We start from the raw sequence: 26,692 nt of genomic DNA, 5'->3' as shown, positions 1-26,692 counted from the left end.
AAAACTCAGGGCCGGGCGGACGGCAGGCGATCCAGGCGCGCATCGAACCAGGCGACGAAGGCCGGTGACGGCGCCGCATCCACCGCCAGGTACCACCAGTCGGCGGCGGCGAAGGCTCGGCATTTCACCGCATCCTTCTCGGTCATCAGCAGCGGCAGCGGCGGGCTGAATTGCAGGGCCTCGGGGCTGTAGCTGGCGTGGTCGGCGAAGGGATGCGCGATCGGCCGCCAGTTTAGCGCTTCGAGGGTATTGAAGAAACGCTGCGGATTGCCGATGCCGGCTACCGCATGGACCTGCTGGCCCGGCGCGAAATGCTCGAGGCCGACGCGCTCGCCGCTGAGCAGATTGACCAGGGCGGTTGGCCGCAGCTGCAGGGCGTAGCCCTCCTCGCCATCCTCGGCGGCGCCGTTGCGCAGCACCGCGTCGACCTCGGCCAGGCGCTCGGCCGGCTCGCGCAGGGGACCGGCAGGCAGGCAGCGGCGATTACCCAGGCCACGCGCAGCATCGATCAATACCAGTTCGATATCGCGGGCCAGGCGGTAATGCTGCAGGCCGTCATCGCTGAGGATCAGGTCGAGTGGCTCCTGCTCCAGCAAGGCCTGCACGGCGCGGGCCCGCCGCGGGTCGATCACCAGCGGCACGCCGCTGCGCTGGACGATCAGCAGCGGCTCGTCGCCGGCGTGGCTGGCCGGGTCGTCGGCGCGGACCCGCCAGGGCAGCTGCGGCGGCGTCGCGCCATAGCCACGACTGACCACGCCGACGCGCAGGCCACGGGCACGGCAGCGCTCGATCAGCCAGAGAATCATGGGGGTCTTGCCGGTGCCGCCAACGGTGACGTTGCCGACCACCAGCACCGGCACCGGCGCGCGGTAGATATCGCCCTCGCCGGCCAGGAAGGCGCGGCGCTTGCCCTGCACCACCCGCCGGTACAACCACTCCAGCGGGCGCAGCAGGGTCAGGGCCGGGTGGCCGTGGTACCAGGCGGCGGTCAGCCGGTCGGCCAGGCTCAAGGCTTGGCCTCGGCCTCGACCGTGGTGATGCGCAGGTGGGAGAAGCCCATCTTGCCGGCGGCGTCCATGGCGGTGATCACCGCCTGGTGCGGGGTCTTGGCGTCGGCGCTGATGGACAGCGGCAGGCTGTTGTCGCCGCCGGACTCCTTGCCCAGCGCCGCCATCAGGCCGTCCAGATCGCTCTTGAGCAGCGCCTGGCCATTCAGCGAGTAGCTGCCCTCGGCACTGATCAGGACTTCCATCTGCTTCAGCGCGGTGTCTTCCGGCGGCGTGCCGCTGGCGGCTTCCGGCAGGTCGACCTTGAGCTGGGTCTCGCGGGTGAAGGTGGTGGTGACCACGAAGAACAGCAGCAGGATGAACACCACGTCGATCAACGACGCCAGGTTGATCTCGACATTGTTCTCCCGCTGTTTGCGCCGGAACTTCACGCCTTCTTGCTCTCTTTGCGGGCTTCTTTCGGCGCGGGGGCGCTGCCGTTGCCCAGGTCGACGTCACGGTCGCCCTGCACCACTTCCACCAGCTTGATCGCCTCCTGCTCCATACCGACCACCAGCTCGTCGACGCGGCGCACCAGGAAGCGGTGGAAGAACAGCGCCGGGATGGCCACGAACAGGCCGGCGGCGGTGGTGATCAGGGCCTTGGCGATACCGCCGGCGAGCACCGAGGCGTTGGCCATGTGGGTGCCCATGAAGGCGCTGAAGATATCGATCATGCCCAGCACGGTGCCGAGCAGGCCGAGCAGCGGCGCAATGCCGGCGATGGTGCCGAGGGTGTTGAGATAGCGCTCCAGATCATGGATGACGCGACCAGCCGCCTCCTCGATGCACTCCTTCATGATCTCGCGGCCATGCTTGGAGTTGGCCAGGCCGGCAGCGAGGATCTGCCCCAGCGGCGAGTTGGCACGCAGCTCCTTGAGCTTGTCGTTGGTGAGCTTCTTTTCCTTGATCCACAGCCACACCTGACCCAGCAGATGGGGTGGCGCGATACGGCTGGCGCGCAGGGTCCAGAGACGTTCGGCAGTGATGCCGGCGGCAACGATAGAACTCAGAATGATCGGCAGCATCATCCAGCCACCAGATTTGACCAGCTCCCACACGGCAGTGCATCCCCACTCGGAAAAGTGGCGCCACTCTAGCATAGGGTCGAGTCGGCGCAGACCACCCCGGTTCTCATTTTTCCCGCCAGAAACGCGGACGCTCGCGCCAGCTGGAAACGCCTTCCCCAGCGCCCAGCTGCACGCGTACGGCGCCACGTTCGGCGCTGTCATACAGGGTAATGTCGCGCTCGCGATAACGCGCCAGCACAGTCGGGTGCGGATGACCGAAGGGATTGTGCCAACCTCGCGAGAGCAAGGCAGCCCGTGGCGCCACCGCATCGAGAAACGCCGCCGACGACGAGCTGCGGCTGCCATGGTGCGGCACCTGCAGCCAATCGGCGCGCAGATCGCGACCGGCCGCCAGCAGCGCCGCTTCCGCCGCCTCATCTATATCGCCGGTCAGCAGCAGCCGCTCGCCTGCTGCCTCGACCTTGAGCAGGCAGGAAGCCGGGTTGCCCTCTCCCGCCCCGACCCAGCGCCAGGTGGTGAAGCGCACGCCATCCCAGCTCCAGCTCGCCCCGTCGATACACGGCTGCGCCACCAGACTCACCGGCAACACAGCCGCCTCGCCACTCAGCACGCGGTCGATCGGCAGACCACGCGCCAGCGCCTCCGCCCCGCCGGCATGATCGCTGTCGGCATGACTGAGCAGCATCAGGTCGAGGCGCGACACACCGAGCTGGCGCAGCGACGGCAGCACCACCCGCTCACCCAGATCGAAATCGCCAAAACGCGGCCCGGCGTCGTACAGCAGCACATGCTCGCGGGTGCGCACCAGCACGGACAGGCCCTGGCCGACATCCAGCTGCCAGACTTCCGCCTGCCCCGGCGGAATTCGTTCACGCGGCGGCGCAACGAATGCCAGCAGCATCACCAGGCCCAACGCCCGCAGCGGCACACCGGCCGGCGCCAGGCATAACAACACGCCCAGGCTGCCGATCAGCCAGCACCAGAGCGGCAGCGCGGTGGGTAGCCAGGCCGGTAGTAACGCCGCGATCCAGGCCAGCAGCTGGAACAGGATTTCCAGCAGGCCGCCGGCCAGCCACAGTAGTCCCTCCCCCAGCCAGGGCACCGGCAACAGTAGGGTGCCGAGCAACGCCAGCGGCACCACCAGCAGACTGACCCAGGGCACGGCGACCAAGTTGGCCAGCGGGCCGCTCAGGCTCAACGGCAGACCGAGGGCGAAGAACATTGGCAACAGCCCCAGGGCCAGCGTCCACTGCGCCCGCCACCAGACGCGCCACCAGGACCAGGCGCCGAGCCGCCCGCCGAATACCCAGACCAGCGCCCCCACCGCGCCGAACGACAACCAGAAGCCCGCCTGCAGGCTGGCCAGTGGCTCGACCAGCAACACCAGAATGAACGCCAGCGCCAGCGGCCACCACAGCCCAAGGTGTCGAAAGCGCAGGCGCCAGAGCAGCGCCAGCGCCACCATCACGCAGGCACGCCGTACCGGCACCTCGAAGCCGGCCAGCAGGCCATAGCCCAGCGCACCGGCGAAGGCCAGGCCACAGGCCCAGGGCAGCCAGGGCAGCAGGCGCGGCCAGAGACCGAGGCGGGCCAGACCGGCGACCAGGCCATAGAGCACGGCGGCGAGCAGCGCCACGTGCTGGCCGGAGATCACCAGCAGGTGCACGGTGCCGGTGTCCTGCAATGTGCGCCAATCGGCGCGACTGAGGCCGGAGTCGTCGCCGAGCACCAGCGCCGCCAACCCGCCGGCGCGGCCGTGCGCCTCGACGCTGAGCAGGCGCTGGCGCAGCTCATCGCGCCAGGCGGCAGGTCCCGATGCCTCGCCCAATCGCTCGCCCTGCTTGATGGTGCCGGTAGCGCCGATGCGCTGGGCCAGCAGCCAGGCCTCGTAATCGAAGCCCTGCGGATTGACCAGGCCACGTGGGCGCTTGAGCTTGACCGCCAGGCGCCAGCGCTCGCCGGCCAGCACGGGCGGACCGTCGTACCAGGACAGGCGCAGCCGTGCGGGCAGCCGGTGCGCACGCGCTATCGGCTCTTCCAACTGGAAGCGCACCACGCCCTCGCTCACCTCCGGCAGGCCGCTCACCCTCCCCTCCAGCCACAGGGTGCGGCCGTCCAGCTCGGGAAGCAGGCGATCATCCAGCGCCGCCTGGGCGCTCCAGCAAGCCCAGACAAAGCCGAACAACAGGAAGGAGATGGCATAGCTGCGCCACGGCAATAGCATCAACGCCACGGGCAGCAGCGTCAGCAACAGCCAGGTCGGCGGCAACTCCGGCAGTAACGGCAGGCAGGCCAGGCCTGTACCCAGCGCGAGCATCCCTGTGCGCATCTTTCCCATCCTGGGTTATCGGTTGTCACAATGCGGCCAAGCCTGCCTGCGACCATCGGTGCATAATAGCCGCTCGTTTTTCCCGAGACTGCCCATGCCTCGTCGTCTGTTCAAACGCTACATGCCCAATCCGGAGACGATCCGGGAACACAAGTCACTGCGCTTCCTCGGCGCCTTGCTGCACGATCCCAACCTCTGGCACCTGAACCGCCATTCGGTGGCGCGTGCCATGGCTGCCGGCCTGTTCGCCGCATTCATCCCGGCGCCTGCGCAGATGCTGATCGCCGCCTGCCTGGCGATTCCGATCCGCGCCAACCTGCCGATCTCGGTGGGCCTGGTGTGGCTGACCAACCCCTTCACCATGCCGCCGATCTTCTACTGCACCTACAAGATGGGCAGCTGGTTGCTCGGTATTCCGCCGATGGAGCTGCCGGACGAGCTGACCTGGGAATGGATCAGCGGCGAGCTGGCCATCGTCTGGAAGCCGTTCCTGCTCGGCTCGGTCGTCACCGGCGCGCTGCTCGGCGCACTGGGTTATGGCGTGACCATGCTGTACTGGCGCTGGTGGGTGGCGCACAGCTGGCGCAAGCGCGCCGAGCGCCGTCGTCAGGCCGCCAACTGAATGAAAAACGCCGCGATGATCGCGGCGTTTTTGTCTTCACTCGTAGCGCAGCGCCTCGGCCGGCTGGGTGCGTGAGGCACGCCAGGACGGGTACAGCGTGGCGAGGAAGCTCATGCTCAGTGCCGCGCCGCAGATCAGCAGCACGTCCAGGCCGCGCAGATCGGACGGCAGGCTGCTGATGAAGTACACGTCCGAGCTGAAGATATGCGCGCCGCTGACCCGCTCCAGCCAAGCCACCCAGCTGCTGACATTGAGCGCGACGATCACGCCCAGCACGCCACCGATCAGGGTGCCGATGCTGCCGATCACCGTGCCCTGGACCATGAAGGTGGCCATGATCTGCCCCGGCGTGGCACCCAGGGTACGCAGGATGGCGATGTCGGCGCGCTTGTCGGCGACCACCATGATCAGCGTGGCAATGATGTTGAAGGCAGCCACCGCGATGATCAGCAGCAGAAGCAGACCGATCATGGTCTTCTCCATCTGCATGGCGCTGAACAGGCTGCCCTGGGTACGGGTCCAGTCGATCGACTTGTAGCCGGCGCCCAACTCCTTGGCAATGGCGGCAGACACCTGCGGCGCCTGGTACAGGTCCTTGAGGGCGATGCGCACGCTCTGCACCTGCCCTTCGTTCATGCGCTGGATGCTGGAGGCGTCGGCGATGTTGATCAGCGCCAGGCTGCCATCCAGCTCGGCGCCGACCTTGAACACGCCGACCACCGACAGACGCAGCATGCGCGGGGTAATGCCGCCGGCGGCGTTGCTCAGCTCCGGCACGATCAGGGTCAGCTTGTCGCCGACACTGAGGCGGAAGCGCCGCGCGCTGATCTCGCCGAGCACCACGCCGAACTCGCCCGGCTTGAGGTCCTCCAGGCGGCCCTGGACCATGTGCCGACCGATGATCGAGACCTTCTGCTCCTCGGCCGGATCGATACCATTGATCTGGATCGGCTGCATGGTGCCCTTGTAGGAGAACATGCCCTCCAGCTCGGCGAAGGGCGCGGCGCCGGTCACCTGCTGGTGCTTCATGGCGGCGGCGGCCACCGCCTGCCAGTCGTCCAGCGGCTGCTGCGCGGACAGGGTGGCGTGCGGCACCATGCCGAGAATGCGCGAGCTCATTTCCTTCTGGAAACCATTCATCACCGACAGCACCACGATCATCGCCAGCACGCCAAGCGCCAGGCCGATCATCGAGGTCAGCGAGATGAACGAGATGTAGTGGTTGCGCCGCTTGGCCCGGGTGTAGCGGGCGCCAACGAAGATCGCGAGTGGCCGGAACATATCAGGCAGCCACCAGCTTGCCGTCTTCCAGGCGCAGCACGCGATCCATCTGCCCTGCCAGTTGCGGATCATGGGTCACCACCAGGAAGGCGGTCTGCGACGAGGAGCTGAGCTCGCGCATCAGGTCCTGAATGCCCTGGGCGGTGTGCTGGTCGAGGTTGCCGGTCGGCTCGTCGAGCAGCACCAGCGCCGGGTTGTTGACCAGGGCGCGGGCGATGGCCACGCGCTGGCGCTCGCCACCAGACAGCTCGGCCGGCTTGTGCGACAGGCGATGACCGAGGCCGACCCGCTCCAGCAGCGCGGTGGCACGCTGGCGCGCCTCCGGGATCGGCGTCTTGCCGATCAGCAGCGGCATGCACACGTTTTCCAGCGCGGTGAATTCCGGCAGCAGGTGGTGAAACTGGTAGACGAAGCCCAGCGCACGGTTGCGCAGCAGGCCGCGGGCCTTTTCGTTGAGCGCCGAGAGTTCCTCGCCGGCCAGCCAGACGCTGCCCTTGCTCGGCGTATCCAGGCCGCCGAGCATGTTCAGCAGGGTGCTCTTGCCCGAGCCGGAGGAACCGACGATGGCCACGCGCTCGCCGGGCAGCAGCTCCAGCTCGACATTGGCCAGCACCTCGACCGTCTGCGGGCCTTCCTCGTAGCTCTTGCCCAGGTTGCGGCAACTCAGGACGGACTTGTCACTCATAACGCAAAGCCTCCGCTGGCTGGGTGCGCGCCGCACGCCAGGCCGGGTAAAGGGTGGCAAGGAAACTCAGGACCAGGGCGGCGCCGCAGACCAGCGCCACATCCGAGCCCTGCACCTGCGAGGGCAGGTAATCGATGAAGTACACCTCGGCATTGAGGAACTGGATGCCGAGCAGATCTTCCAGGCCCTTGATCGCCGCGCTGACGTTGAGCGCGGCGAGCACGCCGAGCACGCCGCCGACCAGGGTGCCGACGATGCCGATCACCGAGCCCTGGACCATGAAGGTCAGCATGATCTGCCGCGGTGTGGCGCCGAGGGTGCGCAGGATGGCGATGTCGGACTTCTTGTCGGTCACCACCATCACCAGGGTGGAGATGATGTTGAAGGCGGCCACCGCGACGATCAGCAACAGCAGCAGGCCGATCATGGTCTTCTCCATGCGGATGGCCTGGTACAGGTTGCCGTGGGTGCGAGTCCAGTCGCGGGCGTAGAAGTCCTGCTCGCGCAGCAGGGTAGCCAGTTCCCAGGCCACCTGGGGCGCCTGGAACAGATCATGCAATTTCAGGCGGATGCCCTGCACCTCGCCCGGCTTGAGGCGCAGCAGGCGGCCGGCGTCCTGCACATGGGTCATCACCACATGGCCGTCGATCTCGCCAGCGCCGACATGGAAGATGCCGACCACGGTGAAGCGCTTCATGCGCGGGAACATGCCGGCGGGCGTCACCGCCACCTCGGGCGCGACGAAGGTGACCTTGTCGCCGATCTTCAGACCGAGCTTCTTCGCCGCCAGGTCGCCGATGACGATGCCGAAGCCGCCGGCCTTGAGCGAATCGAGCGCGCCCTGATCCTTGAGGAAGTAGTCGCCGATGATCGACACCTTGCCCTCTTCGACCGGGTCGATGGCGTTGACCAGCACCTTCTGCACCTGGCCGTTGTTGGTCAGCAGGCCCTGCATCTGGGTGAAGGGGGCGATGGCGGCCACCTGCGGGTGGCGCAGCAGGCCTTCGCCGATGGTGCGCCAGTCCTTGATCGGCGTGGGGCTGTCGAGGGTGGCGTGGGGCACCATGCCCAGAACGCGGTCGCGCATCTCGCGGTCGAAACCGTTCATGACCGACAGCACGACGATCATCACCAGCACGCCGAGGGCTAGGCCGATGATGGAGGTGAGGGAGATGAAGGAGACAAACAGGCTGCGGCGCCGGGCCTGCGTATAACGCACGCCGATAAAGAACGGCAGGGGTCTGAACATGAGTGAAGGGTTCGCTGGCGGAAAGAGAGAAACGTCCTTGTGGCGGGGCTTGGCGCGCGGCTTTACACTCAGACCACCACTGCTGCCATGGGTTCGCCATGTCGATTCAAGACGCCGATGATCGCCGCGAATACTACCGTATCGAGGATACGATCGCACTGGATTTCAGCCTGCTTTCCAGGGCCGAAGCTCACGCCAGTGACCCGCTGCACGATAATTCCCCGCTGTTCAATCTGCTCAGCGAACTGCACCTGATGGACTTCGAGTCGCAGCACCTGCTGCGGCATATCAGCGAGCGCGACCGCACCCTGGCCAATTACCTGAAGGTGATGAACAAGCGCATCGACCTGCTCGGCCAGGCCGTGGCGCAGAGCCTGCTGCGCGACATCGGCGCGCCACGGCGGGTGTCCATCTCCGAGGGCGGCATCAGTTTCAATCACGGCCAGGCGATACCGGCCGGCAGCCATCTGGCGATCAAGATGGTGCTGATGCCCCAGGCACTCGGTCTGCTGCTGCGCGCCCAGGTCGTGCACTGCCACAATCGCGACGATGGCCAGTTCGAGATCGGCACCGAGTTCGAGGCACTGACCGACGCCCAGCGCCAGCTGCTGGCGCGCCACATCCTGCAGAAGCAGGCGCTGGAGCGCCGCCAGGCGCGGGGGCAGGACTGATGCGCGCCCTGCCACTGCTGCTTGTCCTGCTGTTACCGTTGCCGGTGCTGGCGGAAACCATCGAGATTCCTGTCGGCCAACAGGGCGATGCGGTCGCCGGCCTGCCCAAGCTGGGCGAGTCCAGGAGTTCGGTGCTGGCGCGCTTCGGCCTGGCCGACGAGGAACATCCGCCGGTGGGCCAGCCACCGATCACCCGCTGGGACTACCGCACCTTCAGCGTCTATTTCGAGTACGACCACGTGGTGAACAGCGTGCTTCACCACCAGCCCCGCCATCCCACCAAGGAACAACAGTGACCCTCATCTACGGCCACCGCGGCGCCAAGGGCGAAGCACCGGAAAACACCCTCGCCAGTTTCCAGCAATGCCTTGAACACGGCGTCACCCGCTGCGAGCTGGACCTGCACCTGTCGCGCGATGGCGAGCTGATGGTGATCCACGACCCGACCCTCAAGCGCACCACCGGCCGTCGCGGCAAGGTGGTGGAGCATGATGCCGAGGAACTGACGAACCTGGATGCGCGCCTGGGCGGCCCGGGCTGGAAGACGCCCTGCCCCATCCCCAAGCTGGAGACACTGTTCGAGCAGTGCCCCTTCGAGCACTGGCAGCTGGAAGTCAAAAGCGCCTCGCGGGTGCGCGCCGCGCGTACCGTGCAGGCCATCCAGGCGCTGGCCGAGCGCTTCGGCATCAAGGACAAGGTCACCGTCACCAGCAGCTCGCGCGAAGTGCTGCGCGCCCTGCGCCGCCTGACCCCGGAGCTGTCGCGCGGCCTGGTCGCCGAGTACAACTGGCTCGACCCGCTCAAGGTCGCCGCCCACCACGAGTGCTCGATGCTCGCGCTGAACTGGACCCTGTGCACCCCGGAACGCCTGCTCAAGGCACAGAAGGCCGGCCTGCACGTGTCGGTCTGGACGGTCAACGAGCCGGCCCTGATGCGCCGCCTGGCCGACTTCGGCGCGGACAGCATCATCACCGACTTCCCGGGGCTGGCGGTCGATACGCTCAAGCGCTAGCTGGCGGCTCGTTGTAGCCCGGATGAAATCCGGGGAAACCGCGGCGCCGCTCCCGGATTGCATCCGGGCTACATAGCTGGCAACAGAGAATAAAAAACCGGCCCGAGGGCCGGTTTCTTTTTGCAGCAGCGCGCCTGGTCAGAAGCTCTCCCGATTCGGCCAGCGCCAGGTGCGGGAGTCGCTGAGGGGATCCCCGACCGGCTCAGGCCACCGGTCGGAGCCGCTCAGAAAAGCCGGTTGAGACCGTCGAACGCCGCCACCCGATAGGCCTCGGCCATGGTCGGGTAGTTGAAGGTGGTGTTGACGAAGTACTTGATGCTGTTCGCCTCGCCCTTCTGGTTCATGATCGCCTGGCCGATATGCACGATCTCCGAGGCCTGGTAGCCGAAGCAGTGCACGCCGAGGATTTCCAGGGTCTCGCGGTGGAACAGGATCTTCAGCATGCCCACCGGCTCGTGGGATATCTGCGCCCGCGCCATGCCCTTGAAGAAGGCCTTGCCGACCTCGTAGGGAATCTTGGCCTGGGTCAGCTCCTTCTCGTTCTTGCCGATCGAGCTGATCTCCGGAATGGTGTAGATGCCGGTCGGCACGTCGTCGACGAAGCGCCAGCTGTCGTTCTCCACCGCGCTACCGGCGGCCGAACGGCCCTGGTCGTAGGCGGCGCTGGCCAGGCTCGGCCAGCCGATCACGTCACCGGCGGCGAAGATGTTGCTGATCTGCGTGCGGTACTGCTGGTCGACCTCGATCTGGCCGCGGCTGTTGACCTTGATGCCGATGTTCTCCAGGCCCAGCCGGTCGGTGTTGCCGGTACGGCCGTTGCACCACAGCAGGCAGTCGGCCTTGATCTTCTTGCCCGACTTGAGGTGCAGGATCACACCATTCTCCAGGCCCTCGATGCGCTCGTACTCTTCGTTGTGGCGAATCAGCACGTTGTTGGTGCGCAGGTGATAACTGAGCGCGTCGGAGATCTCGTCGTCGAGGAAGCTGAGCAGCTGGTCGCGGTTGTCGATCAGGTCAACCAGCACGCCCAGGCCGCTGAAGATCGAGGCGTACTCGGAGCCGATCACGCCGGCGCCGTAGATGATGATGCGGCGCGGGGTGTGGGTCAGGCTGAGGATGGTGTCGCTGTCGTAGATGCGCGGGTGGTGGAAGTCCACGTCCGCCGGGCGATAGGGACGCGAGCCGGTGGCGATGACCACCTGCTTGGCCACCAGTTTCTCGACCACGCCGCTGGGGCAGACCACTTCCACGGTCTGCTCGTCGGCGAAGCTGGCGGTGCCGAAGAACACGTCGATACGGTTGCGCGCGTAGTAGCTGGTGCGCGAGGCGACCTGCTTGGAAATGACCCGCTCGGCGCTCTTCAGCACGTCGGGGAAGGAGAACCAGCGCGGCTCGCCGATCTGGCGGAACAGCGGGTTGGTGTTGTACTGCATGATCTGCCGCACCGAGTGGCGCAGCGCCTTGGACGGGATGGTACCGAGGTGGGTGCAGTTGCCGCCCACCAGCGGGCGATTGTCGACCACCGCCACCTTGCGCCCGGCCTTGGCCGCGTTCATTGCCGCGCCCTCGCCCGCCGGACCGGAACCCAGCACCACCACGTCGTAGTTGTAGACCGCCATGCTTACTCCTCATCGCGCACCGGGCCACTCGATAGAGATCGGCAAGACCCGGATCGACCGCGCCCCCATGGCCGCGGCTCTCGAAACTCTTTACACAGCTTAGCCGTGCAATTTTGCCCGGCACATTAGCGCTTGGTCGCGGCGTAGGCGAGCTTTCTCTCCACTACATGCCCGCGCCAGGCGCCTGCGGGTCGCCGAAGCGCCGCACGAAAGCCGTGCTCGCCCGGGTGACGAAGCGCTCCCCGTCGCGCCGGATAAACAGCGCCGCGACGCCCTCGCGCTCGGCATAGGCCATGCCCGCCTCTGGCCCCAGCACCATCAGGGTGGTCGACAGGCCATCGGCGCGCAGCGCCGAGGCTGCCACCACACTGACCGAGGCCAGGCCATGGCTGACCGGCCGCCCCGTGCGCGGGTCGAAGGTATGCGAATAGCGCTGACCGCCTACCTCGAAGTAATTGCGGTAGTCACCGGACGTGGACACGCCAAGACCATCCAGGGCCAGGCGCAACTGCTCCTCGCGACCCTCGTCGCGCGGGGCCTCGATGGCCACCGTCCAGGGCGAACCGTCCGGCTTGCGCCCGACTGCCTTGAGCTCGCCGGTGATCTCCAGCAGGAAGTTGCGCACACCCAGCTCGCCCAGGCGCGCGGCGATGCGATCCACCGTGTAGCCAGCAGCGATGGCGTCGAGATCGAGACGCACGGCGGCGTCCTTGCACAGCCTCCCGCCGTCGATGCGCAGATGACGCTGGCCGATCACAGGCAGCACCACGGCAATCTCCTCGGCGGCCGGCACGCGGCGACCGCGCGATTGCGCGCCGAACCCCCAGAGGTCCATCAGCGGCTGCACGGTGAGATCGAAAGCCCCCTCGCTGCCGGCGGACAGCTGGGCGCCGAAGCCCACCAGCTGCAGCACCGACTCGGGCATGGCCATGCAGGCGCCCGCCGGCAACCGGTTAAAGCGCGACAGGTCGGAGTCCGCGCGCCAGGTCGACATCTGCCGGTCGATCTCGGCCAGCATGCCCTCCACCTCGGCCTGCAGACGCTCGCGCGGTGGCACGCCTTCGGCCTGCACGTACTTCAGGGAGTAATGGCTGCCCATGGTCGGCCCGCCGAACTCCTGCAGCGCATCGCCACAGCCGCTCAGCAGCAGGATCAGGAACAGCGCGGAGAATCTGGCCACGAGGGTATTCCGTTGAGATCAGGCGCAAGCCTAGGCGCAGAAAATGAAAACGGGAGCCGAAGCTCCCGTTTTGCGTGTTACCCGGCGCTTAGCGCGGGAAGGCCGGCGGGTTGACCCCAGCCATCTCTTCCATCACGCGAACCACCTGGCAGCTGTAGCCGAACTCGTTGTCGTACCACACGTACAGCACGACGCGGTTGTCGTTGCAGATGGTGGCTTCGGCATCGACCACACCGGCGTGGCGCGAGCCGACGAAGTCGGTGGACACCACTTCCTGGGACTGGACGAAGTCGATCTGCTTCTGCAGGTCCGAGTGCATGGCCATCTGGCGCAGGTACTCGTTGATCTCTTCGCGGCTGGTGGCCTTCTCCAGGTTCAGGTTGAGGATGGCCATGGAGACGTTCGGCGTCGGTACGCGAATGGCGTTGCCGGTCAGCTTGCCTTTCAGTACCGGCAGGGCCTTGGCGGCAGCAGTGGCGGCACCGGTCTCGGTGATCACCATGTTCAGCGGGGCGCTGCGGCCACGGCGATCACCCTTGTGGAAGTTGTCGATCAGGTTCTGGTCGTTGGTGTACGAGTGAACGGTTTCGACGTGACCGTTGACGATGCCGTACTGATCATTGACGGCCTTCAGCACCGGCACGATGGCGTTGGTGGTGCAGGAAGCGGCCGAGATGATCTTGTCGTCAGCGGTGATTTCGCTGTGGTTGATGCCGTGCACGATGTTCTTCAGCGCGCCTTTGCCCGGTGCGGTCAGCACCACGCGGTCGACACCCGGGCAGGCCAGGTGCTGGCCCAGGCCATCGGCATCGCGCCATACGCCGGTGTTGTCGACCAGCAGGGCGTTCTTGATGCCGTACTGGGTGTAGTCGACTTCGGTCGGCGACTTGGCGTAGATCACCTGGATCAGGTTGCCGTTGGCGGTCAGGGTGTTGTTTTCCTCGTCGATGGTGATGGTGCCATCGAACTTGCCGTGTACCGAGTCGCGGCGCAGCAGGCTGGCGCGCTTGACCAGGTCGTTGCTGGCACCCTTACGGACGACGATGGCGCGCAGACGCAGGCCGTCGCCACCACCGGTTTTCTCGATCAGGATGCGCGCCAGCAGGCGGCCGATGCGGCCGAAGCCGTACAGAACCACGTCGGTGCCTTCGCGGGCAGCGCCGTTCTGCTTGCCAACCACCTCGGCCAGCTCGTCCTTGACGAACTGCTCGACGGCACGGCCGTTGCCTTCGGTCTTGAACTTGCTGGCCATCTTGCCCAGGTCCACGGAGGCGGCGCCCAGCTTGAGCTCGCTCATGGCCTTGAGGATCGGGAAGGTATCGTGCACCGACAGCTCGCTGCCTTCGTCAGCCAGGCGGTGACGGGCGAAGCGATGGGCTTTGAGGATGTCGATCACCGAACGGTTGATCAGACCACGGCCGTAGATCGAGGTCACCACGCTGTTGTTGCGGTAGAGCTGACCGATCATAGGAATCATCGCTTCTGCGAGGGCTTCACGATCAATCCACTCACCGAGACACTGGTCGGGCTTCTGGGTCACGGGCAATTACCTTCCACATGTAGGGGCTGAAAAAAGGGCTACATTATGACGGCGCCCACTGCACTGAGCAATGTGCGCCCGTCGTAACTGACAGTAGATACCTCCGCTCGTTACAATCGCCCCCTTCTTTTCGCCTGGGGCCGTGACACCCGTGTCCGTACTGCACTTGCCGAAACTGCCGGGCGCCGCCGGCAAACAGCACTGGGGCAACCTGCCCGGGGCCGCGCTGAGCCTGGCCGTGGCCGAGGCCGCCAGCGCCGCCAAGCGCTTCACCCTGCTGCTGACCGCCGACAGCCAGAGCGCCGAACGCCTGCAGGAAGAGCTGGCGTTCTTCGCCCCGGACCTGCCGGTGCTGCACTTCCCGGACTGGGAAACCCTGCCCTACGACGTGTTTTCGCCGCACCAGGACATCATTTCCCAGCGTATCGCCACGCTTTATCGCCTGCCGGAGATCAAGCACGGCGTGCTGGTGGTGCCGATCGCCACCGCCCTGCACCGCCTGGCGCCGACCCGCTTCCTGCTCGGTTCCGGCCTGCTGCTGGACGTCGGCCAGAAGCTCGATGTCGAGGGGATGCGCGCACGCCTGGAGGCCGCTGGCTACCGCTGCGTGGACACCGTCTACGAGCATGGCGAGTTCGCCGTGCGCGGCGCGCTGATCGACCTGTTCCCCATGGGCAGCGACACGCCCTTCCGCATCGACCTGTTCGACGACGAGATCGAGACCCTGCGCACCTTCGACCCCGAGACCCAGCGCTCGGTGGACAAGGTGGAGTCGATCCGCCTGCTGCCGGCCCGCGAGTTCCCGTTGGAGAAGAAGGCCGTCACCGATTTCCGCGGGCGCTTCCGCGAGCGCTTCGACGTCGACTTCCGCCGCTGCCCGATCTACCAGGACCTCGCCTCCGGTATCACCCCGGCCGGCATCGAGTACTACCTGCCGCTGTTCTTCGAGGAAACCGGCACCCTGTTCGACTACCTGCCGGGCGACACCCAGGTGTTCTCCCTGCCAGGCATCGAGCAGGCTGCCGAGCAGTTCTGGACCGACGCACGCAACCGCTACGAGGACCGCCGCGTCGACCCCGAGCGCCCACTGCTGCCGCCGGCCGACATCTTCCTGCCGGTGGAGGACTGCTTCGCCCGCCTGAAGCACTGGCCGCGCGTGGTGGTCAGCCAGGAAGACGTGGAAGTCGGCGTCGGCCGCGAACGCTTCGACGCCCGGCCCCTGCCGGACCTGGCCATCCAGGCCAAGGCGAGCGAGCCGCTGGCCGCGCTGCGCCGCTTTATCGAGGAATACCCGGGCCGCGTGCTGTTCAGCGCCGAGTCCGCCGGCCGCCGCGAGGTGCTGCTGGAGCTGCTGGCGCGGCTCAAGCTCAAGCCCATCGAAGTGGCCGGCTGGAAGGAGTTCACTGACAGCCGCGAGCGCCTGGCCATCTGCATCGCACCGCTGGACGAGGGTCTGCTGCTCGACAAGATCGCCCTGGTCGCCGAGAGCCCGCTGTTCGGCCAACGGGTGATGCAGCGCCGCCGCCGCGAGAAATCGCGCGACGGCGGCGACAACGTGATCAAGAACCTCACCGAGCTGCGCGAAGGCGCGCCGGTGGTGCATATCGACCACGGCGTTGGCCGCTACCTGGGCCTGGTGACCATGGAGTTCGACGGCCAGGCCGCCGAGTTCCTCGCCCTGATGTACGCCGAGGAAGCCAAGCTCTACGTGCCGGTGGCCAGCCTGCACCTGATCGCCCGCTACACCGGCAGCGACGACGCCCTGGCGCCGCTGCACCGCCTGGGTTCCGAGACCTGGCAGAAGGCCAAGCGCAAGGCCGCCGAGCAGGTGCGCGACGTCGCCGCCGAGCTGCTCGACATCTACGCTCGCCGCGCCGCCCGTGAAGGCTATGCCTTCAAGGACCCGGCCGCCGACTACGCCACCTTCAGCGCCGGCTTCCCCTTCGAGGAGACCCCGGATCAGCAGAACGCCATCGACGCGGTGCGCGAGGACATGCTGGCGGCCAAGCCGATGGACCGCCTGGTGTGCGGCGACGTCGGCTTCGGCAAGACCGAGGTGGCCATGCGCGCGGCCTTCATCGCCGTGCACAGCGGGCGTCAGGTCGCCGTGCTGGTGCCGACTACCCTGCTCGCCCAGCAGCACTACAACAGCTTCCGCGACCGCTTCGCCGACTGGCCGGTGACGGTCGAGGTGATGAGCCGCTTCAAGAGCGCCAAGGAAGTCAACGAGGCGGTGGCCAAGCTGGCCGAGGGCAAGATCGATATCGTCATCGGCACCCACAAGCTGCTGCAGGACGATGTGCGCTTCAAGGACCTGGGGCTGTGCATCATCGACGAGGAGCACCGCTTCGGCGTGCGCCAGAAGGAGCAGCTCAAGGCCCTGCGCAGCGAAGTCGATATCCTCACGCTCACGGCGACCCCCATCCCGAGAACGCTGAACATGGCGGTGTCGGGCATGCGCGATCTGTCGATCATCGCCACGCCACCGGCGCGCCGCCTGTCGGTGCGCACCTTCGTCATGGAACAGCACGACTCGGTGATCAAGGAGGCGCTGCTGCGCGAACTGCTGCGCGGCGGCCAGGTGTACTACCTGCACAACGACGTGAAGACCATCGAGAAGTGCGCCGCCGACCTGGCTGCACTGGTTCCGGAAGCCCGCATCGGCATCGGCCATGGGCAGATGCACGAGCGCGACCTGGAACGGGTGATGAGCGACTTCTACCACAAGCGCTTCAACGTGCTGGTGGCTTCGACCATCATCGAGACCGGCATCGACGTGCCCAGTGCCAACACCATCCTCATTGAGCGCGCCGACAAGTTCGGCCTGGCCCAGCTGCACCAGCTGCGCGGCCGGGTCGGCCGTAGCCACCACCAGGCCTACGCCTACCTGCTCACCCCGCCGCGCAAGGGCATGACCGAGGATGCGCAGAAGCGCCTGGAGGCCATCGCCAACGCCCAGGACCTGGGTGCCGGCTTTGTCCTGGCGACCCACGACCTGGAAATCCGCGGCGCCGGCGAACTGCTCGGCGACGGCCAGAGCGGACAGATCCAAGCAGTCGGCTTCACCCTCTACATGGAGATGCTCGAACGCGCGGTGAAGGCCATTCGCAAGGGCGAGCAACCGAATCTGGAGCAGCCGCTGGGCGGTGGTCCGGAGGTCAACCTGCGGGTGCCGGCGCTGATCCCCGACGACTACCTGCCGGACGTGCACAGCCGCCTGATCCTCTACAAGCGCATCGCCTCGGCTGCCGACGAGGACGGCCTGAAAGAGCTGCAGGTGGAGATGATCGACCGCTTCGGCCTGCTGCCGGAGGCGACCAAGAACCTGATGCGCCTGACCCTGCTCAAGCTGCAGGCGGAGAAGCTCGGCATCAAGAAGATCGACGCCGGCCCCCAGGGCGGGCGCATCGAGTTCGCCGGCGACACCAGTGTCGACCCGCTGGTGCTGATCAAGCTGATCCAGAGCGCCCCGGCCCGCTACAAGTTCGAGGGTGCCACCCAGTTCAAACTCCAGGTGCCGATGGAGCGCCCGGAAGAACGTTTCAATACCCTGGAGGCGCTGCTGGAGCGCCTCGCCCCGCAATCCGCCTGAAAGGACTGACTCAATGCGCGCGTTTCGCCACCTCACCCTGCTGCTCTGCCTGCTGGCCCCCCAGGCCTTCGCCGACGGCCTGTTCCAGATCGAAGTGCTGGTCTTCCGCCAGGGCGGCGAAGCCCTCTCCTCCAGCCAGCCGGCGCCGGACGACTGGGCCGTGGGCGCCGTGCCCATCACCGGTAACGAGCGCGGCACCGCGCTGAACGACGAGGCGGCCAAGCTCAACCCCGGCAATGGCTACGAAGTGCTGCTGCACCAGGCCTGGGCGCAGAACCTGACGGCCGTGCCGAGCAAGTCCGCCCTGAGCACCGGTAACGAGCAGTTCGGCCACTACCCGGTCGAGGGCGTGGTCGGTCTGAGCGAGCAGCAGCGCCTGATCGACCTGGAGGCGGACTTCTGGGTCAACCGCTTCGATACCGACGGTCTGCTCAGCGGCAGCGAGCGCGTACGGCAGAAGACCCGCCTCAAGCTGGGCGAGCTGACCTATCTGGACAACGGCAGCCTGGGCGTACTGGTGAAAGTCACCCAGCCCTGAAGACTCCCGTAGGAGCGAGCTCTGCTCGCGAAGCTCTCGGGGGCTGATTCGCGAGCAGAGCTCGCTCCCACAAACAAAAAGCCCCGCGGTGCGGGGCTTTTTTGTTCCTGGCGCCAGGCTCAGGCGCTCAGCACCCGCCCCAGCACCGCGCGCACCTTGTCGATACCGCGGGCCAGCTCCGCCTCGATCTCGGCCATGGTGATGATGCCGCTGGACTTGCCCGCCGCGGGGTTCACTACCAGCGCCAGGCAGGCGTAGGGCAACTCCAGCTCGCGAGCCAGGGCGGCTTCGGGCATGCCGGTCATGCCGACGATGTCGCAGCCATCGCGTTCCATGCGGGCGATCTCCGCCACCGTTTCCAGGCGCGGGCCCTGGGTGGCGCCGTACACGCCATGGCTGCTGTGCGGGTAGCCACATGCCTGCAGCGCGGCAATCAATCGGCTGCGCAGCGCCTCGTCATAGGGGTAGCTGAAATCGATATGGGTGACGTGGTCGATCTCGCCCTCGAAGAAGGTGTGCGCCCTGCCCCAGGTGTAATCGATGATCTGATGCGCCACGCAAAGGTGACCGCTGCCCATGGCCGCGTGAATGCCGCCCACCGCGTTGACCGCCAGGATCGCCTCGGCGCCGGCCTGTTTCAGCGCCCACAGGTTGGCGCGGTAGTTCACCTGGTGCGGCGGAATGCGATGCGGGTGGCCGTGGCGGGCGAGGAACAGCACCTCGTGGCCGGCGTACTCGCCGCTCAGCACCGGCGCCGAAGGGGCACCGTAGGGCGTATCGATGTTCTGCGCCTGCTTGAGAGTCAGGCCTTCCAGCTGAGTGAGGCCGGTGCCGCCGATGATGGCGTAGGTGGTCATGCGTTGTTCCTTAAATCAATCGATCAGCTGCGCCGCGCGCAGGGCCGCCATGGCCTGCAGCCAGCGCGGCTGCTCGCGGTAGTCGGTACGGGCGAAACCGCGACCGCGCATGCGCGCCAGCCCCTTGGGCGGCTGCACCTTGAGGCGCTGCAGAGCGCCGAGGGCTAGCTCGGCGGAGGCGCGATCGTTGCACACCAGGCCCATGTCGCAGCCGGCATTCAGCGCCGCTTCGATACGGCTGGCGGCGTCGCCCACCACATGGGCGCCGGCCATGGACAGGTCATCGCTGAAGATCACTCCAGCGAAGCCCAGCTCGCCGCGCAGGATCTCCTGCAGCCAGCGCCGCGAGAAACCGGCCGGGCCGGCGTCCACCTGCGGGTAGATGACATGGGCCGGCATCACCGCCGCCAGCTGCTGGCTCAGGCGCTGGAACGGGATCAGGTCCCTGGCACGAATCTGGTCCAGGCTGCGCTCATCTACCGGGATAGCTACGTGGGAGTCGGCCTCGGCCCAGCCGTGACCGGGGAAATGTTTGCCGGTGGCGGCCATGCCCGCCGCATCCATGCCACGGATGAAGGCGCCGGCCAGGCGAGTCGCCAGCTCGGCGTCGCCCTCGAAACTGCGACTGCCAACCACCGCACTGCGCTGGTGATCCAGATCCAGCACCGGGGCAAAGCTGAGATCCAGGCCCACGGCCAACACCTCGGTGGCCATCAGCCAGCCGCAGTGCTCGGCCAGCTGTTCGGCGTGGTCGTTATCGGCCAAAGCACGCATGGCCGGCAGGCGCACGAAACCATTGCGCAGGCGCTGCACGCGGCCGCCTTCCTGGTCCACCGCCAGCAGCAGGTCCGGGCGCACGGCGCGGATGGAGACGCACAGCTCGCGCACCTGGCGCGGGTCTTCGATATTGCGGGCGAACAGGATCAGGCCACCGACTTCCGGCTGGCGCAGGATTCGGCGGTCTTCGGCGGTCAGCCAGGTGCCCTGGATGTCCAGCATCAGGGAGCCGTAGAGAGGTGTAGTCACGAAGAGTCCTTAACAGAGTTCGGCGGTCGCCCACTCGGGGCGCGGCGCCTCGTCGATCAGCACCGCGCAGTGCGGCGGTACACGGGGAAAGAGATCCAGCAGGTCGGCGTTGCGCAGGCGCACACAGCCATGGGAAAGCGGCACGCCCATGGGCCGGGTATCCGGCGTGCCATGCAAGTAGATGTAGCGGCGGAAGGTATCAACCTTGCCCAGGCGATTGATGCCCGGTTCACAGCCGCTGAGCCAGAGAATGCGGGTAAGAATCCAGTCGCGGCCGGGGAACTGCGCATCCAGCTCCTCGGACCAGACCTCGCCGGTCCAGCGTCGCCCGCGCAATACCGCGCCGAGCGGCAGGCCGTCACCGATCTTCGCCCGCACCTGATGGCGCCCCCGCGGCGTGCAGTTGGAACCACTCTGCTCACCGGCACCATTCAGTGCGGTGGACACGGGCAGGCGCACGATCAATTGCCCGTCGGCGAAGCCGTACAGGCGCTGATCGGCAATGGAGATATGCAGGAGATCGAGCGGGCGCATGGGCCGCTAGCTTAGCCCATCGGCCCGCCCGGGCACAGGGTCAGACGGCCTTGGCGGTGACCGGCGACTTGGTTCTCGGCTTGAATTGGGCGGTGGCCAGCGTCTCGTCATTCAGCCCACTCTCGGCACGCATGCCGGCGGCGAGGAACGGCACCATCAGACGCATCACCTGCTCGATCGAGGTATCCACACCGAAGTCGTTCTCGGCGATGGCACGCAGGGCCTTGATACCGGACATGCTGAACGCCGCGGCGCCGAGCATGAAGTGCACGCGCCAGAAGATCTCCAGCGGCGGCAACTTGGGCGCGACCTCATTGAGCAGCAGCATGTAGCGGCGGAAGACCTTGCCGTACACCTCTTCCAGATACTTGCGCAGGTGACCCTGGCTCTGGCTGAAGGCCAGGCCGAGCAGGCGCATGAAGATGGACAGGTCGTTGCCACTGCGCGGCTTCACCGCCAGGGCCTGCTCCACCAGCATCTCCAGCAGTTCTTCGAGGCTAGCCTTGGCATCCGGCTTGGCCAGGCGACGATCCAGCTCACGCTCGAGACTGATACAGAACGGCCCAAGGAAGCGCGAGAACACTGCCTGGATCAGCGCCTTCTTGGAACCGAAGTGATAGTTGACCGCCGCCAGGTTGACCCCGGCCTTGCTGGTAATCAGGCGCAGAGAAGTCTCGGCGAAGCCCTTTTCCGCGAACAGCTGCTCAGCAGCATCCAAAATGCGCTCAACAGTTTCTGATTGAGCCATGACATCTCCACCTGACAAACACTTGTTTGAAACATACGTTTCAGGCTGGCGCCCTGTCAAGTCTGACAAGACCTTTCATGGCTGCTCGGTCACGCATTAAACCATAGGTTAAATAAGGAAAAGCCCATACCGCTCCGCTGGATGGCAGAAATGGACATTTCGCCTCCGAAACGAAACAGGGGTTGCCAGCATCGAATCACTGTATATAATCACAGCAACTGTATAAACAGACAGACCGCCAGCATGCTCAAACTGACGCCGCGCCAATCCGAAATCCTCGCCTTCATCAAACGCTGCCTGGAAGACAACGGCTATCCGCCAACCCGCGCGGAGATCGCTCAGGAACTGGGCTTCAAGTCGCCCAACGCCGCCGAGGAGCACCTAAAAGCCCTCGCCCGCAAAGGTGCGATCGAGATGACCCCGGGCGCCTCTCGTGGCATCCGCATCCCCGGCTTCGAACCGGCTGCGGCGGAAGAAGAAGGCCTGCCGGTAATCGGCCGGGTCGCCGCCGGTGCGCCGATCCTGGCCCAGCAGAACGTCGAAGACTCCTGCAAGATCAATCCGGAGTTCTTCCACCCCAAGGCCGACTATCTGCTGCGCGTGCGTGGCATGAGCATGAAGGATATCGGCATCCTCGACGGCGACCTGCTGGCCGTGCACACCACCCGCGAGGCCCGTAACGGCCAGATCGTGGTGGCCCGCATCGATGACGAGGTGACCGTCAAGCGCTTCCAGCGCAATGGCAGCAAGGTCCTGTTGATCGCCGAAAACCCGGAGTTCGCCCCTATCGAGGTGAACCTGGAAGAGCAGGACTTGGTGATCGAAGGTTTGAGTGTCGGCGTCATTCGCCGCTGAGCATTAGGAGAGCTTCATGCAGTTCCCGCAGTCGCTGAATCGTTCGCAACTTCCACTGTTTGAAGCTTTCCTCGGCAATACGCTGACGCCGCTGCTCGACGATGTCGTGGAAAACCCCTGGCTCGACGAACCCGAGCCGTTCAGCGAGCTGCGCCTGTCCGGCTCGCTCGGCAACTGCCGCCATCTGCTAGGGCCGGTGCTGCGCGAGCTCAGCCTGAATCAGGATGCTCGATGGCTGACCCTGATCGCCCCGCCCGCCTCCATTACCACGGCTTGGCTGCGCAGCGTCGGCCTCAACCTGGATCGCCTGCTGGTACTGCAACCCAGCACCGGCCAGGAGGCTCTGGATCTTGCTCGCGAAGCACTGCGCCTGGGCCGTAGCCACACAGTTGTGAGCTGGATCGGCCTGCAACCCAATCAGCGGGCGAGCCTGACCAGTGCCGCGCGCCTGGGCAGCGCACAGAGTCTGAATATTCGTCTGGATTAAGGCTTACGGGAGGCGCAGTCGGATAGCGCCTTCGAATCAAGCGCCCAGTGCGGGCGCCGGGCAATCAATGCAGCACGCGCGGCTGCTCATCCTGCTCGATCTCACCTTCGGCCAGTCGGCCGGCCATCTGCACGCCGACATTGAGCATGGCCTTGGCCACCTCGACATGATGACCCTGCAGAAAGGCCTTGGCATCCGCCGAGAAGTCCAGGGTCACCAGCACTTCCTCATCCTCGGCACGGCGCAGAATGATGCGGCCGTCGGGCAGTTCGACAATTTCGAGGAAGGAAGTGGGCATAACATCGATCTCCTAGCGGGCTGTCAGTGTAACAGCCCTGACTTGCTGGCCCTAGTCCAGCGACGGACGTAGAACCTATTTACGATCTCGCAAGCTAGAGCGAGACAAGGCAAAAACAGTTTAAGAAGCGCAGTTTACGAATAGTAAATGAGCATTCTGAATGCTGTTTTTAACGCCGTATCGCCGACGCGCAGCAGATCGTAAGTAGGTTCTCAGCACTCGCTGAGTGACTCGCGGTAACGCAGCACCAGTTGCTTGAGCTGCTGCCGCCAGCTCTCCAGCTCGTCACGGCTCAGGGGGGCAACTTCTTCCTCGACACTGACCGCTGCGATCAATGGCGGGGTCGGATCGACCTTGGCGGTTTTCGGCGCCTGCGGTGGCAGGAACAGCGCGGCGTAGGCGGCCAGTAAGCGGGCGAGCCAGCTTTCCGGCTGTTGGGCAATCTCCACCATTTCCGCCAGCTCGGGAGTCGGAGAAGACTGCAGCACCGCCTGGTTCAGCAGCAGCTCCACACGCGGTGCATTGGCCTCGGCCAGCTTGTAGTAGCCGGCAACCTCATGGCACAGGCCAAGCACCGCTCCATACAGGTGGAACAACGCAGCCTCGCGTTCGGCATGGACCAGCGCTTGGGCATTCGCTGCCTCACCGGCTTCGGCCTTGCGCAGGCTGTCCAGGGCCAGACCGGCGAAGAAGATCTTCTGATTGGTACGGGTGTAGAGTTCGTGGGCCATGACAATGCCTCGCAAGCGGTGTTGCTGATACTCGGAGATGGGTAGCCGGCGCCCTCACAAGGGCGCGCGACTGCAACGCGATCAGCGCTTGTCTTCCACCTTCCACTTGCCGCCATCGAAGAAGGCGCGCCAGCCGGTGGGCTTACCGTCCACCTCGCTCTGCACATACTGCTCCTTGGTCTTGCGGCTGTAGCGGATCACCGCCGGATGGCCTTCCGGATCCTTCTGCGGCGCCTCCAGCAGGAAGTGGTACTTGGGATCGATCTCGTCCTTGTGCGGGATCAGCTCCAGCACCAGCGGCGCACGGGTCTCGCGGTTCTTCGGGAAGCCGCTGGCGGCGAGGAACAGGCCGGATGCGCCATCACGCAGCACGTAGGTGTCGTCGACCTTCTCGCATTTGAGCTCGGGCATCTTCACCGCATCCATCTTGGGCGGCGCCGCCTCACCGCTCTTCAGCAGCTTGCGGGTGTTCTTGCAGCTGGCATTGGTGCAACCGAAGAACTTGCCGAAGCGGCCGGTCTTCAGCTGCATCTCGCTGCCGCACTTGTCGCACTCCAGGCTCGGGCCTTCGTAACCCTTGATGCGGTACTGGCCCTGCTCGATCTCGTAGCCGGTGCAATCCGGGTTGTTGCCGCAAATGTGCAGCTTGCGGGTCTCATCCAGCAGGTAAGCATCCATCGCCGTGGCGCAGATCGGGCAGCGATGCTTGTTCAGCAGCACGCGCGACTCGGACTCGCCCTCGTCGTCCGCGGCGATCTCGTCGCCCGGGATCAGGTTGATGGTGGCCTTGCAGCGCTCTTTCGGTGGCAGGGCGTAGCCGGAGCAACCGAGGAACACGCCCGTGGAGGCGGTACGAATCATCATCGGCCGGCCGCAATCGCGGCAGGCGATATCGGTGGGGGTCGGCTGGTTGGCGCGCATGCCCTTGTCAGCCTCGCCGGCCACTTCCAGCTTCTTCTTGAAGTCGCCGTAGAACTCGTCGAGCAGGTGCTTCCAGTCGCGCTCGCCCTGGGCCACATCATCCAGATGCTCTTCCATGGCGGCGGTGAAGCCGTAGTCCATCAGGTTGGCGAAGCTCTCATCGAGGCGCTCGGTGACGATGTCGCCCATCTTCTCGGCGTAGAAGCGGCGGTTCTGCACCGCCACATAGCCACGCTCCTGGATGGTGGAGATGATCGCCGCGTAGGTGGACGGGCGACCGATGCCACGCTTCTCCAGCTCCTTGACCAAGCTGGCTTCGGAGAAACGCGCCGGCGGCTTGGTGAAGTGCTGGCTGGGGTCGAGCTTCAGCAGCTTGAGCGCCTCGCCCTCCTTCATCTCCGGCAGCACGTCGTCATCGCCCGGCTTGCCCTGCTGCGGCAGTACCTTGGTGTAGCCGTCGAACTTGAGGATGCGGCCCTTGGCGCGCAGCTCGAAGCCGCTGGCAGCCACGCTGACGCTGGTGGACAGGTATTCCGCCGGAGGCATCTGGCAGGCCACGAACTGGCGCCAGATCAGCTCATATAGCCGCTCGGCGTCACGCTCCATGCCGGACAGCTGGGTCGGGCGCAGGTTGACGTCGGACGGGCGGATCGCCTCGTGCGCCTCCTGGGCGCCCTCCTTACTCGAATAGAAGTTCGGCTTGGCCGGCAGGTACTTCTTACCGAACTCGCTGTCGATGAAGCCGCGCACCATGTCGATGGCGTCGTTCGACAGGTTGGTCGAGTCGGTACGCATATAGGTGATATAGCCTGCCTCGTAGAGACGCTGAGCCATCATCATGGTCTTCTTCACACCGAAGCCGAGGCGATTGCTCGCCGCCTGCTGCAGGGTGGAGGTAATGAAGGGCGCGGTCGGTTTGCTCGAGGTCGGTTTGTCCTCGCGCTTGACCACGCTGTAGCTGGAGTCCTTGAGCTTGGCCAGGGCCGCCATGGCCTGGGCCTCGTTGAGCGGCTTGAAGGCCTCGCCGTTCTCGCGGACCACCTCGAAGCGCACCTTGTCGCTCTTGGCGGTGCCCAGGTCGGCGTGGACTTCCCAGTACTCTTCCGGGACGAAGGCACGGATTTCCTTCTCGCGCTCCACCACCAGCTTCACCGCCACCGACTGCACGCGGCCGGCGGACAGGCCGCGGGCGATCTTGGCCCACAGCAGCGGCGAGACCATGTAACCCACCACGCGATCGAGGAAGCGGCGTGCCTGCTGGGCGTTGACACGGTTGATGTCCAGCTCGCCGGGCTGGGAGAAGGCCTCCTGGATGGCCTTCTTGGTGATCTCGTTGAACACCACGCGCTTGTAGCGGCTGTCATCACCACCGATGGCCTCGCGCAGGTGCCAGGCGATGGCTTCCCCCTCGCGATCCAAGTCGGTTGCGAGATAGATGGTGTCGGCATCCTTGGCCAGACGGCGCAGCTCCTCGATCACCTTTTCCTTGCCGGGCAGGATCTCGTACTTGGCCTTCCAGCCATGTTCCGGATCGACGCCCATGCGCGAGAACAGCTGACGCTTGGCCTTCTCCTTGGGCGACAGAGCCGGCGCCTCGGCTGCAGCGGCCTTGCCGCGCTTGACCGGCTCTTTGCTGGCGCTGGCGGAACCGCTGGTGGGCAGGTCACGAATATGGCCGATGCTCGACTTCACCACGTACTGGTTGCCCAGGTACTTGTTGATGGTCTTGGCCTTGGCCGGGGATTCCACGATGACCAGCGATTTGCCCATGGATTGGAGAATTCCTGAAAACTATAAAAGGAAGAATAAGAGGCGGGAGCCTATAAAGGCACCGCTATATA

Annotated in this window: 25 protein-coding genes; 8 read left to right on the top strand and 17 right to left on the bottom strand. The window is 65.8% G+C overall.

From position 1 onward, the window contains the following. Nucleotides 1–5: 5 nt before the first annotated feature. The 4 genes from lpxK to FFS62_RS05595 all read right to left on the bottom strand — a co-directional run bounded on the left by lpxK (nt 6) and on the right by FFS62_RS05595 (nt 4,405). Nucleotides 6–1,010 carry a tetraacyldisaccharide 4'-kinase gene (gene lpxK, locus FFS62_RS05610; protein ID WP_137971806.1) on the bottom strand — a complete coding sequence of 335 codons (1,005 nt, stop codon included), beginning with the start codon at nt 1,008–1,010 and terminating at the stop codon, nt 6–8. After that, complete coding sequence (locus tag FFS62_RS05605; protein ID WP_137971805.1) at nt 1,007–1,438, bottom strand: biopolymer transporter ExbD; 432 nt, start codon at nt 1,436–1,438, stop codon at nt 1,007–1,009. Before FFS62_RS05605 ends, lpxK begins: the two co-directional genes overlap by 4 nt. Further along, entirely contained in the window at nt 1,435–2,106 is a 672-nt protein-coding gene (locus tag FFS62_RS05600; protein ID WP_137972238.1) for a MotA/TolQ/ExbB proton channel family protein, read from the bottom strand. Before FFS62_RS05600 ends, FFS62_RS05605 begins: the two co-directional genes overlap by 4 nt. 73 nt (nt 2,107–2,179) lie before the next feature. Beyond that, nucleotides 2,180–4,405 (bottom strand): DNA internalization-related competence protein ComEC/Rec2, encoded by a 2,226-nt coding sequence (locus FFS62_RS05595; RefSeq protein ID WP_137971804.1) that lies wholly within the window; start codon nt 4,403–4,405, stop codon nt 2,180–2,182. 94 nt (nt 4,406–4,499) lie between these two features. Here FFS62_RS05595 and FFS62_RS05590 point away from each other — a divergent pair, with 94 nt between their 5' ends. Then, entirely contained in the window at nt 4,500–5,027 is a 528-nt protein-coding gene (locus FFS62_RS05590; protein WP_137971803.1) for a DUF2062 domain-containing protein, read from the top strand. Nucleotides 5,028–5,063: 36 nt separating this feature from the next. On the opposite strand, the gene FFS62_RS05585 is transcribed toward FFS62_RS05590, so the two are convergent. From FFS62_RS05585 to FFS62_RS05575, 3 genes are read right to left on the bottom strand one after another with little or no spacing between them, the layout of a single operon-like run. Beyond that, complete coding sequence (locus FFS62_RS05585) at nt 5,064–6,308, bottom strand: lipoprotein-releasing ABC transporter permease subunit (protein ID WP_137971802.1); 1,245 nt, start codon at nt 6,306–6,308, stop codon at nt 5,064–5,066. Between the two features lies 1 nt (nt 6,309). After that, the gene (gene lolD, locus FFS62_RS05580) at nt 6,310–6,993 is read right to left on the bottom strand and encodes a lipoprotein-releasing ABC transporter ATP-binding protein LolD (RefSeq protein WP_137971801.1); all 684 of its coding nucleotides are present in this window, start codon (nt 6,991–6,993) and stop codon (nt 6,310–6,312) included. Further along, nucleotides 6,986–8,242, bottom strand: coding sequence for a lipoprotein-releasing ABC transporter permease subunit (locus FFS62_RS05575; protein ID WP_137971800.1), 1,257 nt, complete (start codon nt 8,240–8,242; stop codon nt 6,986–6,988). The genes lolD and FFS62_RS05575 overlap by 8 nt, the downstream gene beginning before the upstream one ends. A gap of 98 nt (nt 8,243–8,340) precedes the next feature. Here FFS62_RS05575 and FFS62_RS05570 point away from each other — a divergent pair, with 98 nt between their 5' ends. From FFS62_RS05570 to FFS62_RS05560, 3 genes are read left to right on the top strand one after another with little or no spacing between them, the layout of a single operon-like run. After that, entirely contained in the window at nt 8,341–8,913 is a 573-nt protein-coding gene (locus FFS62_RS05570; RefSeq protein WP_137971799.1) for a PilZ domain-containing protein, read from the top strand. Next, on the top strand, nt 8,913–9,209 hold the full coding sequence (locus tag FFS62_RS05565) for a phosphodiesterase (RefSeq protein ID WP_137971798.1): 297 nt from the start codon (nt 8,913–8,915) through the stop codon (nt 9,207–9,209). The genes FFS62_RS05570 and FFS62_RS05565 overlap by 1 nt, the downstream gene beginning before the upstream one ends. After that, nucleotides 9,206–9,925, top strand: a complete 720-nt coding sequence (locus FFS62_RS05560; RefSeq protein ID WP_137971797.1) for a glycerophosphodiester phosphodiesterase family protein — start codon at nt 9,206–9,208, stop codon at nt 9,923–9,925. Before FFS62_RS05565 ends, FFS62_RS05560 begins: the two co-directional genes overlap by 4 nt. Nucleotides 9,926–10,149: 224 nt before the next feature. Here the strand turns inward: FFS62_RS05560 and sthA are convergent, their stop codons facing one another. The 3 genes from sthA to FFS62_RS05545 form a co-directional block, all read right to left on the bottom strand. Continuing rightward, complete coding sequence (gene sthA / locus FFS62_RS05555) at nt 10,150–11,544, bottom strand: Si-specific NAD(P)(+) transhydrogenase (protein ID WP_137971796.1); 1,395 nt, start codon at nt 11,542–11,544, stop codon at nt 10,150–10,152. A 163-nt stretch (nt 11,545–11,707) separates the two neighbouring features. Then, nucleotides 11,708–12,724, bottom strand: coding sequence for an FAD:protein FMN transferase (locus tag FFS62_RS05550; RefSeq protein ID WP_256662114.1), 1,017 nt, complete (start codon nt 12,722–12,724; stop codon nt 11,708–11,710). 88 nt (nt 12,725–12,812) lie between these two features. Beyond that, complete coding sequence (locus tag FFS62_RS05545; protein ID WP_137971795.1) at nt 12,813–14,264, bottom strand: glyceraldehyde-3-phosphate dehydrogenase; 1,452 nt, start codon at nt 14,262–14,264, stop codon at nt 12,813–12,815. Between the two features lie 151 nt (nt 14,265–14,415). Between FFS62_RS05545 and mfd the strand changes: the two genes are divergently transcribed. Both mfd and FFS62_RS05535 read left to right on the top strand, forming a co-directional pair. Then, nucleotides 14,416–17,856: a transcription-repair coupling factor gene (gene mfd, locus FFS62_RS05540; protein ID WP_137971794.1), complete on the top strand. Its 3,441-nt coding sequence runs from the start codon at nt 14,416–14,418 to the stop codon at nt 17,854–17,856. 13 nt (nt 17,857–17,869) lie between these two features. Next, a complete protein-coding gene (locus FFS62_RS05535; RefSeq protein ID WP_137971793.1) occupies nt 17,870–18,394 on the top strand; it encodes a CsiV family protein in 525 nt (174 codons plus the stop codon). Between the two features lie 119 nt (nt 18,395–18,513). On the opposite strand, the gene FFS62_RS05530 is transcribed toward FFS62_RS05535, so the two are convergent. From FFS62_RS05530 to FFS62_RS05515, 4 genes are read right to left on the bottom strand one after another with little or no spacing between them, the layout of a single operon-like run. Continuing rightward, nucleotides 18,514–19,251: an S-methyl-5'-thioinosine phosphorylase gene (locus FFS62_RS05530; RefSeq protein ID WP_137971792.1), complete on the bottom strand. Its 738-nt coding sequence runs from the start codon at nt 19,249–19,251 to the stop codon at nt 18,514–18,516. Between the two features lie 15 nt (nt 19,252–19,266). Beyond that, nucleotides 19,267–20,250 (bottom strand): beta-N-acetylhexosaminidase, encoded by a 984-nt coding sequence (nagZ, locus tag FFS62_RS05525; RefSeq protein ID WP_137972236.1) that lies wholly within the window; start codon nt 20,248–20,250, stop codon nt 19,267–19,269. 36 nt (nt 20,251–20,286) lie between these two features. Next, nucleotides 20,287–20,811: a L,D-transpeptidase gene (locus tag FFS62_RS05520; RefSeq protein WP_137971791.1), complete on the bottom strand. Its 525-nt coding sequence runs from the start codon at nt 20,809–20,811 to the stop codon at nt 20,287–20,289. Nucleotides 20,812–20,851: 40 nt separating this feature from the next. Further along, a complete protein-coding gene (locus FFS62_RS05515; RefSeq protein ID WP_137971790.1) occupies nt 20,852–21,559 on the bottom strand; it encodes a TetR/AcrR family transcriptional regulator in 708 nt (235 codons plus the stop codon). A gap of 243 nt (nt 21,560–21,802) precedes the next feature. On the opposite strand from FFS62_RS05515, the gene lexA reads away from it, so the two are divergent. Both lexA and sulA read left to right on the top strand, forming a co-directional pair. Next, nucleotides 21,803–22,414, top strand: a complete 612-nt coding sequence (gene lexA / locus FFS62_RS05510) for a transcriptional repressor LexA (RefSeq protein ID WP_137971789.1) — start codon at nt 21,803–21,805, stop codon at nt 22,412–22,414. Between the two features lie 16 nt (nt 22,415–22,430). Continuing rightward, entirely contained in the window at nt 22,431–22,901 is a 471-nt protein-coding gene (sulA, locus tag FFS62_RS05505) for an SOS-induced cell division inhibitor SulA (RefSeq protein WP_137971788.1), read from the top strand. 64 nt (nt 22,902–22,965) lie between these two features. Here sulA and FFS62_RS05500 read toward each other — a convergent pair whose 3' ends face one another. The 3 genes from FFS62_RS05500 to topA form a co-directional block, all read right to left on the bottom strand. Further along, entirely contained in the window at nt 22,966–23,199 is a 234-nt protein-coding gene (locus tag FFS62_RS05500; RefSeq protein WP_137971787.1) for a hypothetical protein, read from the bottom strand. 212 nt (nt 23,200–23,411) lie between these two features. Continuing rightward, nucleotides 23,412–23,930: a DUF6586 family protein gene (locus FFS62_RS05495; protein WP_137971786.1), complete on the bottom strand. Its 519-nt coding sequence runs from the start codon at nt 23,928–23,930 to the stop codon at nt 23,412–23,414. 81 nt (nt 23,931–24,011) lie between these two features. Further along, nucleotides 24,012–26,621 carry a type I DNA topoisomerase gene (gene topA, locus FFS62_RS05490; protein WP_137971785.1) on the bottom strand — a complete coding sequence of 870 codons (2,610 nt, stop codon included), beginning with the start codon at nt 26,619–26,621 and terminating at the stop codon, nt 24,012–24,014. Nucleotides 26,622–26,692 lie beyond the last annotated feature (71 nt).

The sequence above is a fragment of the Pseudomonas sp. F(2018) genome, from assembly GCF_005508865.1.
Lineage (GTDB): Bacteria > Pseudomonadota > Gammaproteobacteria > Pseudomonadales > Pseudomonadaceae > Aquipseudomonas.
Note: the sequence above shows the minus strand (reverse complement) of the source record. Positions and strands in the feature narration are given on the sequence as shown.

Excerpts from the sequence above, each read along its gene's own strand:
- FFS62_RS05570 (WP_137971799.1), top strand. The coding sequence starts at position 8,341 with ATGTCGATTCAAGACGCCGATGATCGCCGCGAATACTACCGTATCGAG.
- FFS62_RS05495 (WP_137971786.1), bottom strand. The coding sequence starts at position 23,930 with ATGGCCCACGAACTCTACACCCGTACCAATCAGAAGATCTTCTTCGCC.
- topA (WP_137971785.1), bottom strand. The coding sequence starts at position 26,621 with ATGGGCAAATCGCTGGTCATCGTGGAATCCCCGGCCAAGGCCAAGACC.
- FFS62_RS05575 (WP_137971800.1), bottom strand. The coding sequence starts at position 8,242 with ATGTTCAGACCCCTGCCGTTCTTTATCGGCGTGCGTTATACGCAGGCC.
- FFS62_RS05590 (WP_137971803.1), top strand. The coding sequence starts at position 4,500 with ATGCCTCGTCGTCTGTTCAAACGCTACATGCCCAATCCGGAGACGATC.
- nagZ (WP_137972236.1), bottom strand. The coding sequence starts at position 20,250 with ATGCTGGACATCCAGGGCACCTGGCTGACCGCCGAAGACCGCCGAATC.
- sulA (WP_137971788.1), top strand. The coding sequence starts at position 22,431 with ATGCAGTTCCCGCAGTCGCTGAATCGTTCGCAACTTCCACTGTTTGAA.
- lolD (WP_137971801.1), bottom strand. The coding sequence starts at position 6,993 with ATGAGTGACAAGTCCGTCCTGAGTTGCCGCAACCTGGGCAAGAGCTAC.
- FFS62_RS05595 (WP_137971804.1), bottom strand. The coding sequence starts at position 4,405 with ATGCGCACAGGGATGCTCGCGCTGGGTACAGGCCTGGCCTGCCTGCCG.
- FFS62_RS05500 (WP_137971787.1), bottom strand. The coding sequence starts at position 23,199 with ATGCCCACTTCCTTCCTCGAAATTGTCGAACTGCCCGACGGCCGCATC.
- FFS62_RS05520 (WP_137971791.1), bottom strand. The coding sequence starts at position 20,811 with ATGCGCCCGCTCGATCTCCTGCATATCTCCATTGCCGATCAGCGCCTG.
- sthA (WP_137971796.1), bottom strand. The coding sequence starts at position 11,544 with ATGGCGGTCTACAACTACGACGTGGTGGTGCTGGGTTCCGGTCCGGCG.
- FFS62_RS05565 (WP_137971798.1), top strand. The coding sequence starts at position 8,913 with ATGCGCGCCCTGCCACTGCTGCTTGTCCTGCTGTTACCGTTGCCGGTG.
- FFS62_RS05585 (WP_137971802.1), bottom strand. The coding sequence starts at position 6,308 with ATGTTCCGGCCACTCGCGATCTTCGTTGGCGCCCGCTACACCCGGGCC.
- lexA (WP_137971789.1), top strand. The coding sequence starts at position 21,803 with ATGCTCAAACTGACGCCGCGCCAATCCGAAATCCTCGCCTTCATCAAA.
- FFS62_RS05535 (WP_137971793.1), top strand. The coding sequence starts at position 17,870 with ATGCGCGCGTTTCGCCACCTCACCCTGCTGCTCTGCCTGCTGGCCCCC.
- FFS62_RS05515 (WP_137971790.1), bottom strand. The coding sequence starts at position 21,559 with ATGGCTCAATCAGAAACTGTTGAGCGCATTTTGGATGCTGCTGAGCAG.
- FFS62_RS05530 (WP_137971792.1), bottom strand. The coding sequence starts at position 19,251 with ATGACCACCTACGCCATCATCGGCGGCACCGGCCTCACTCAGCTGGAA.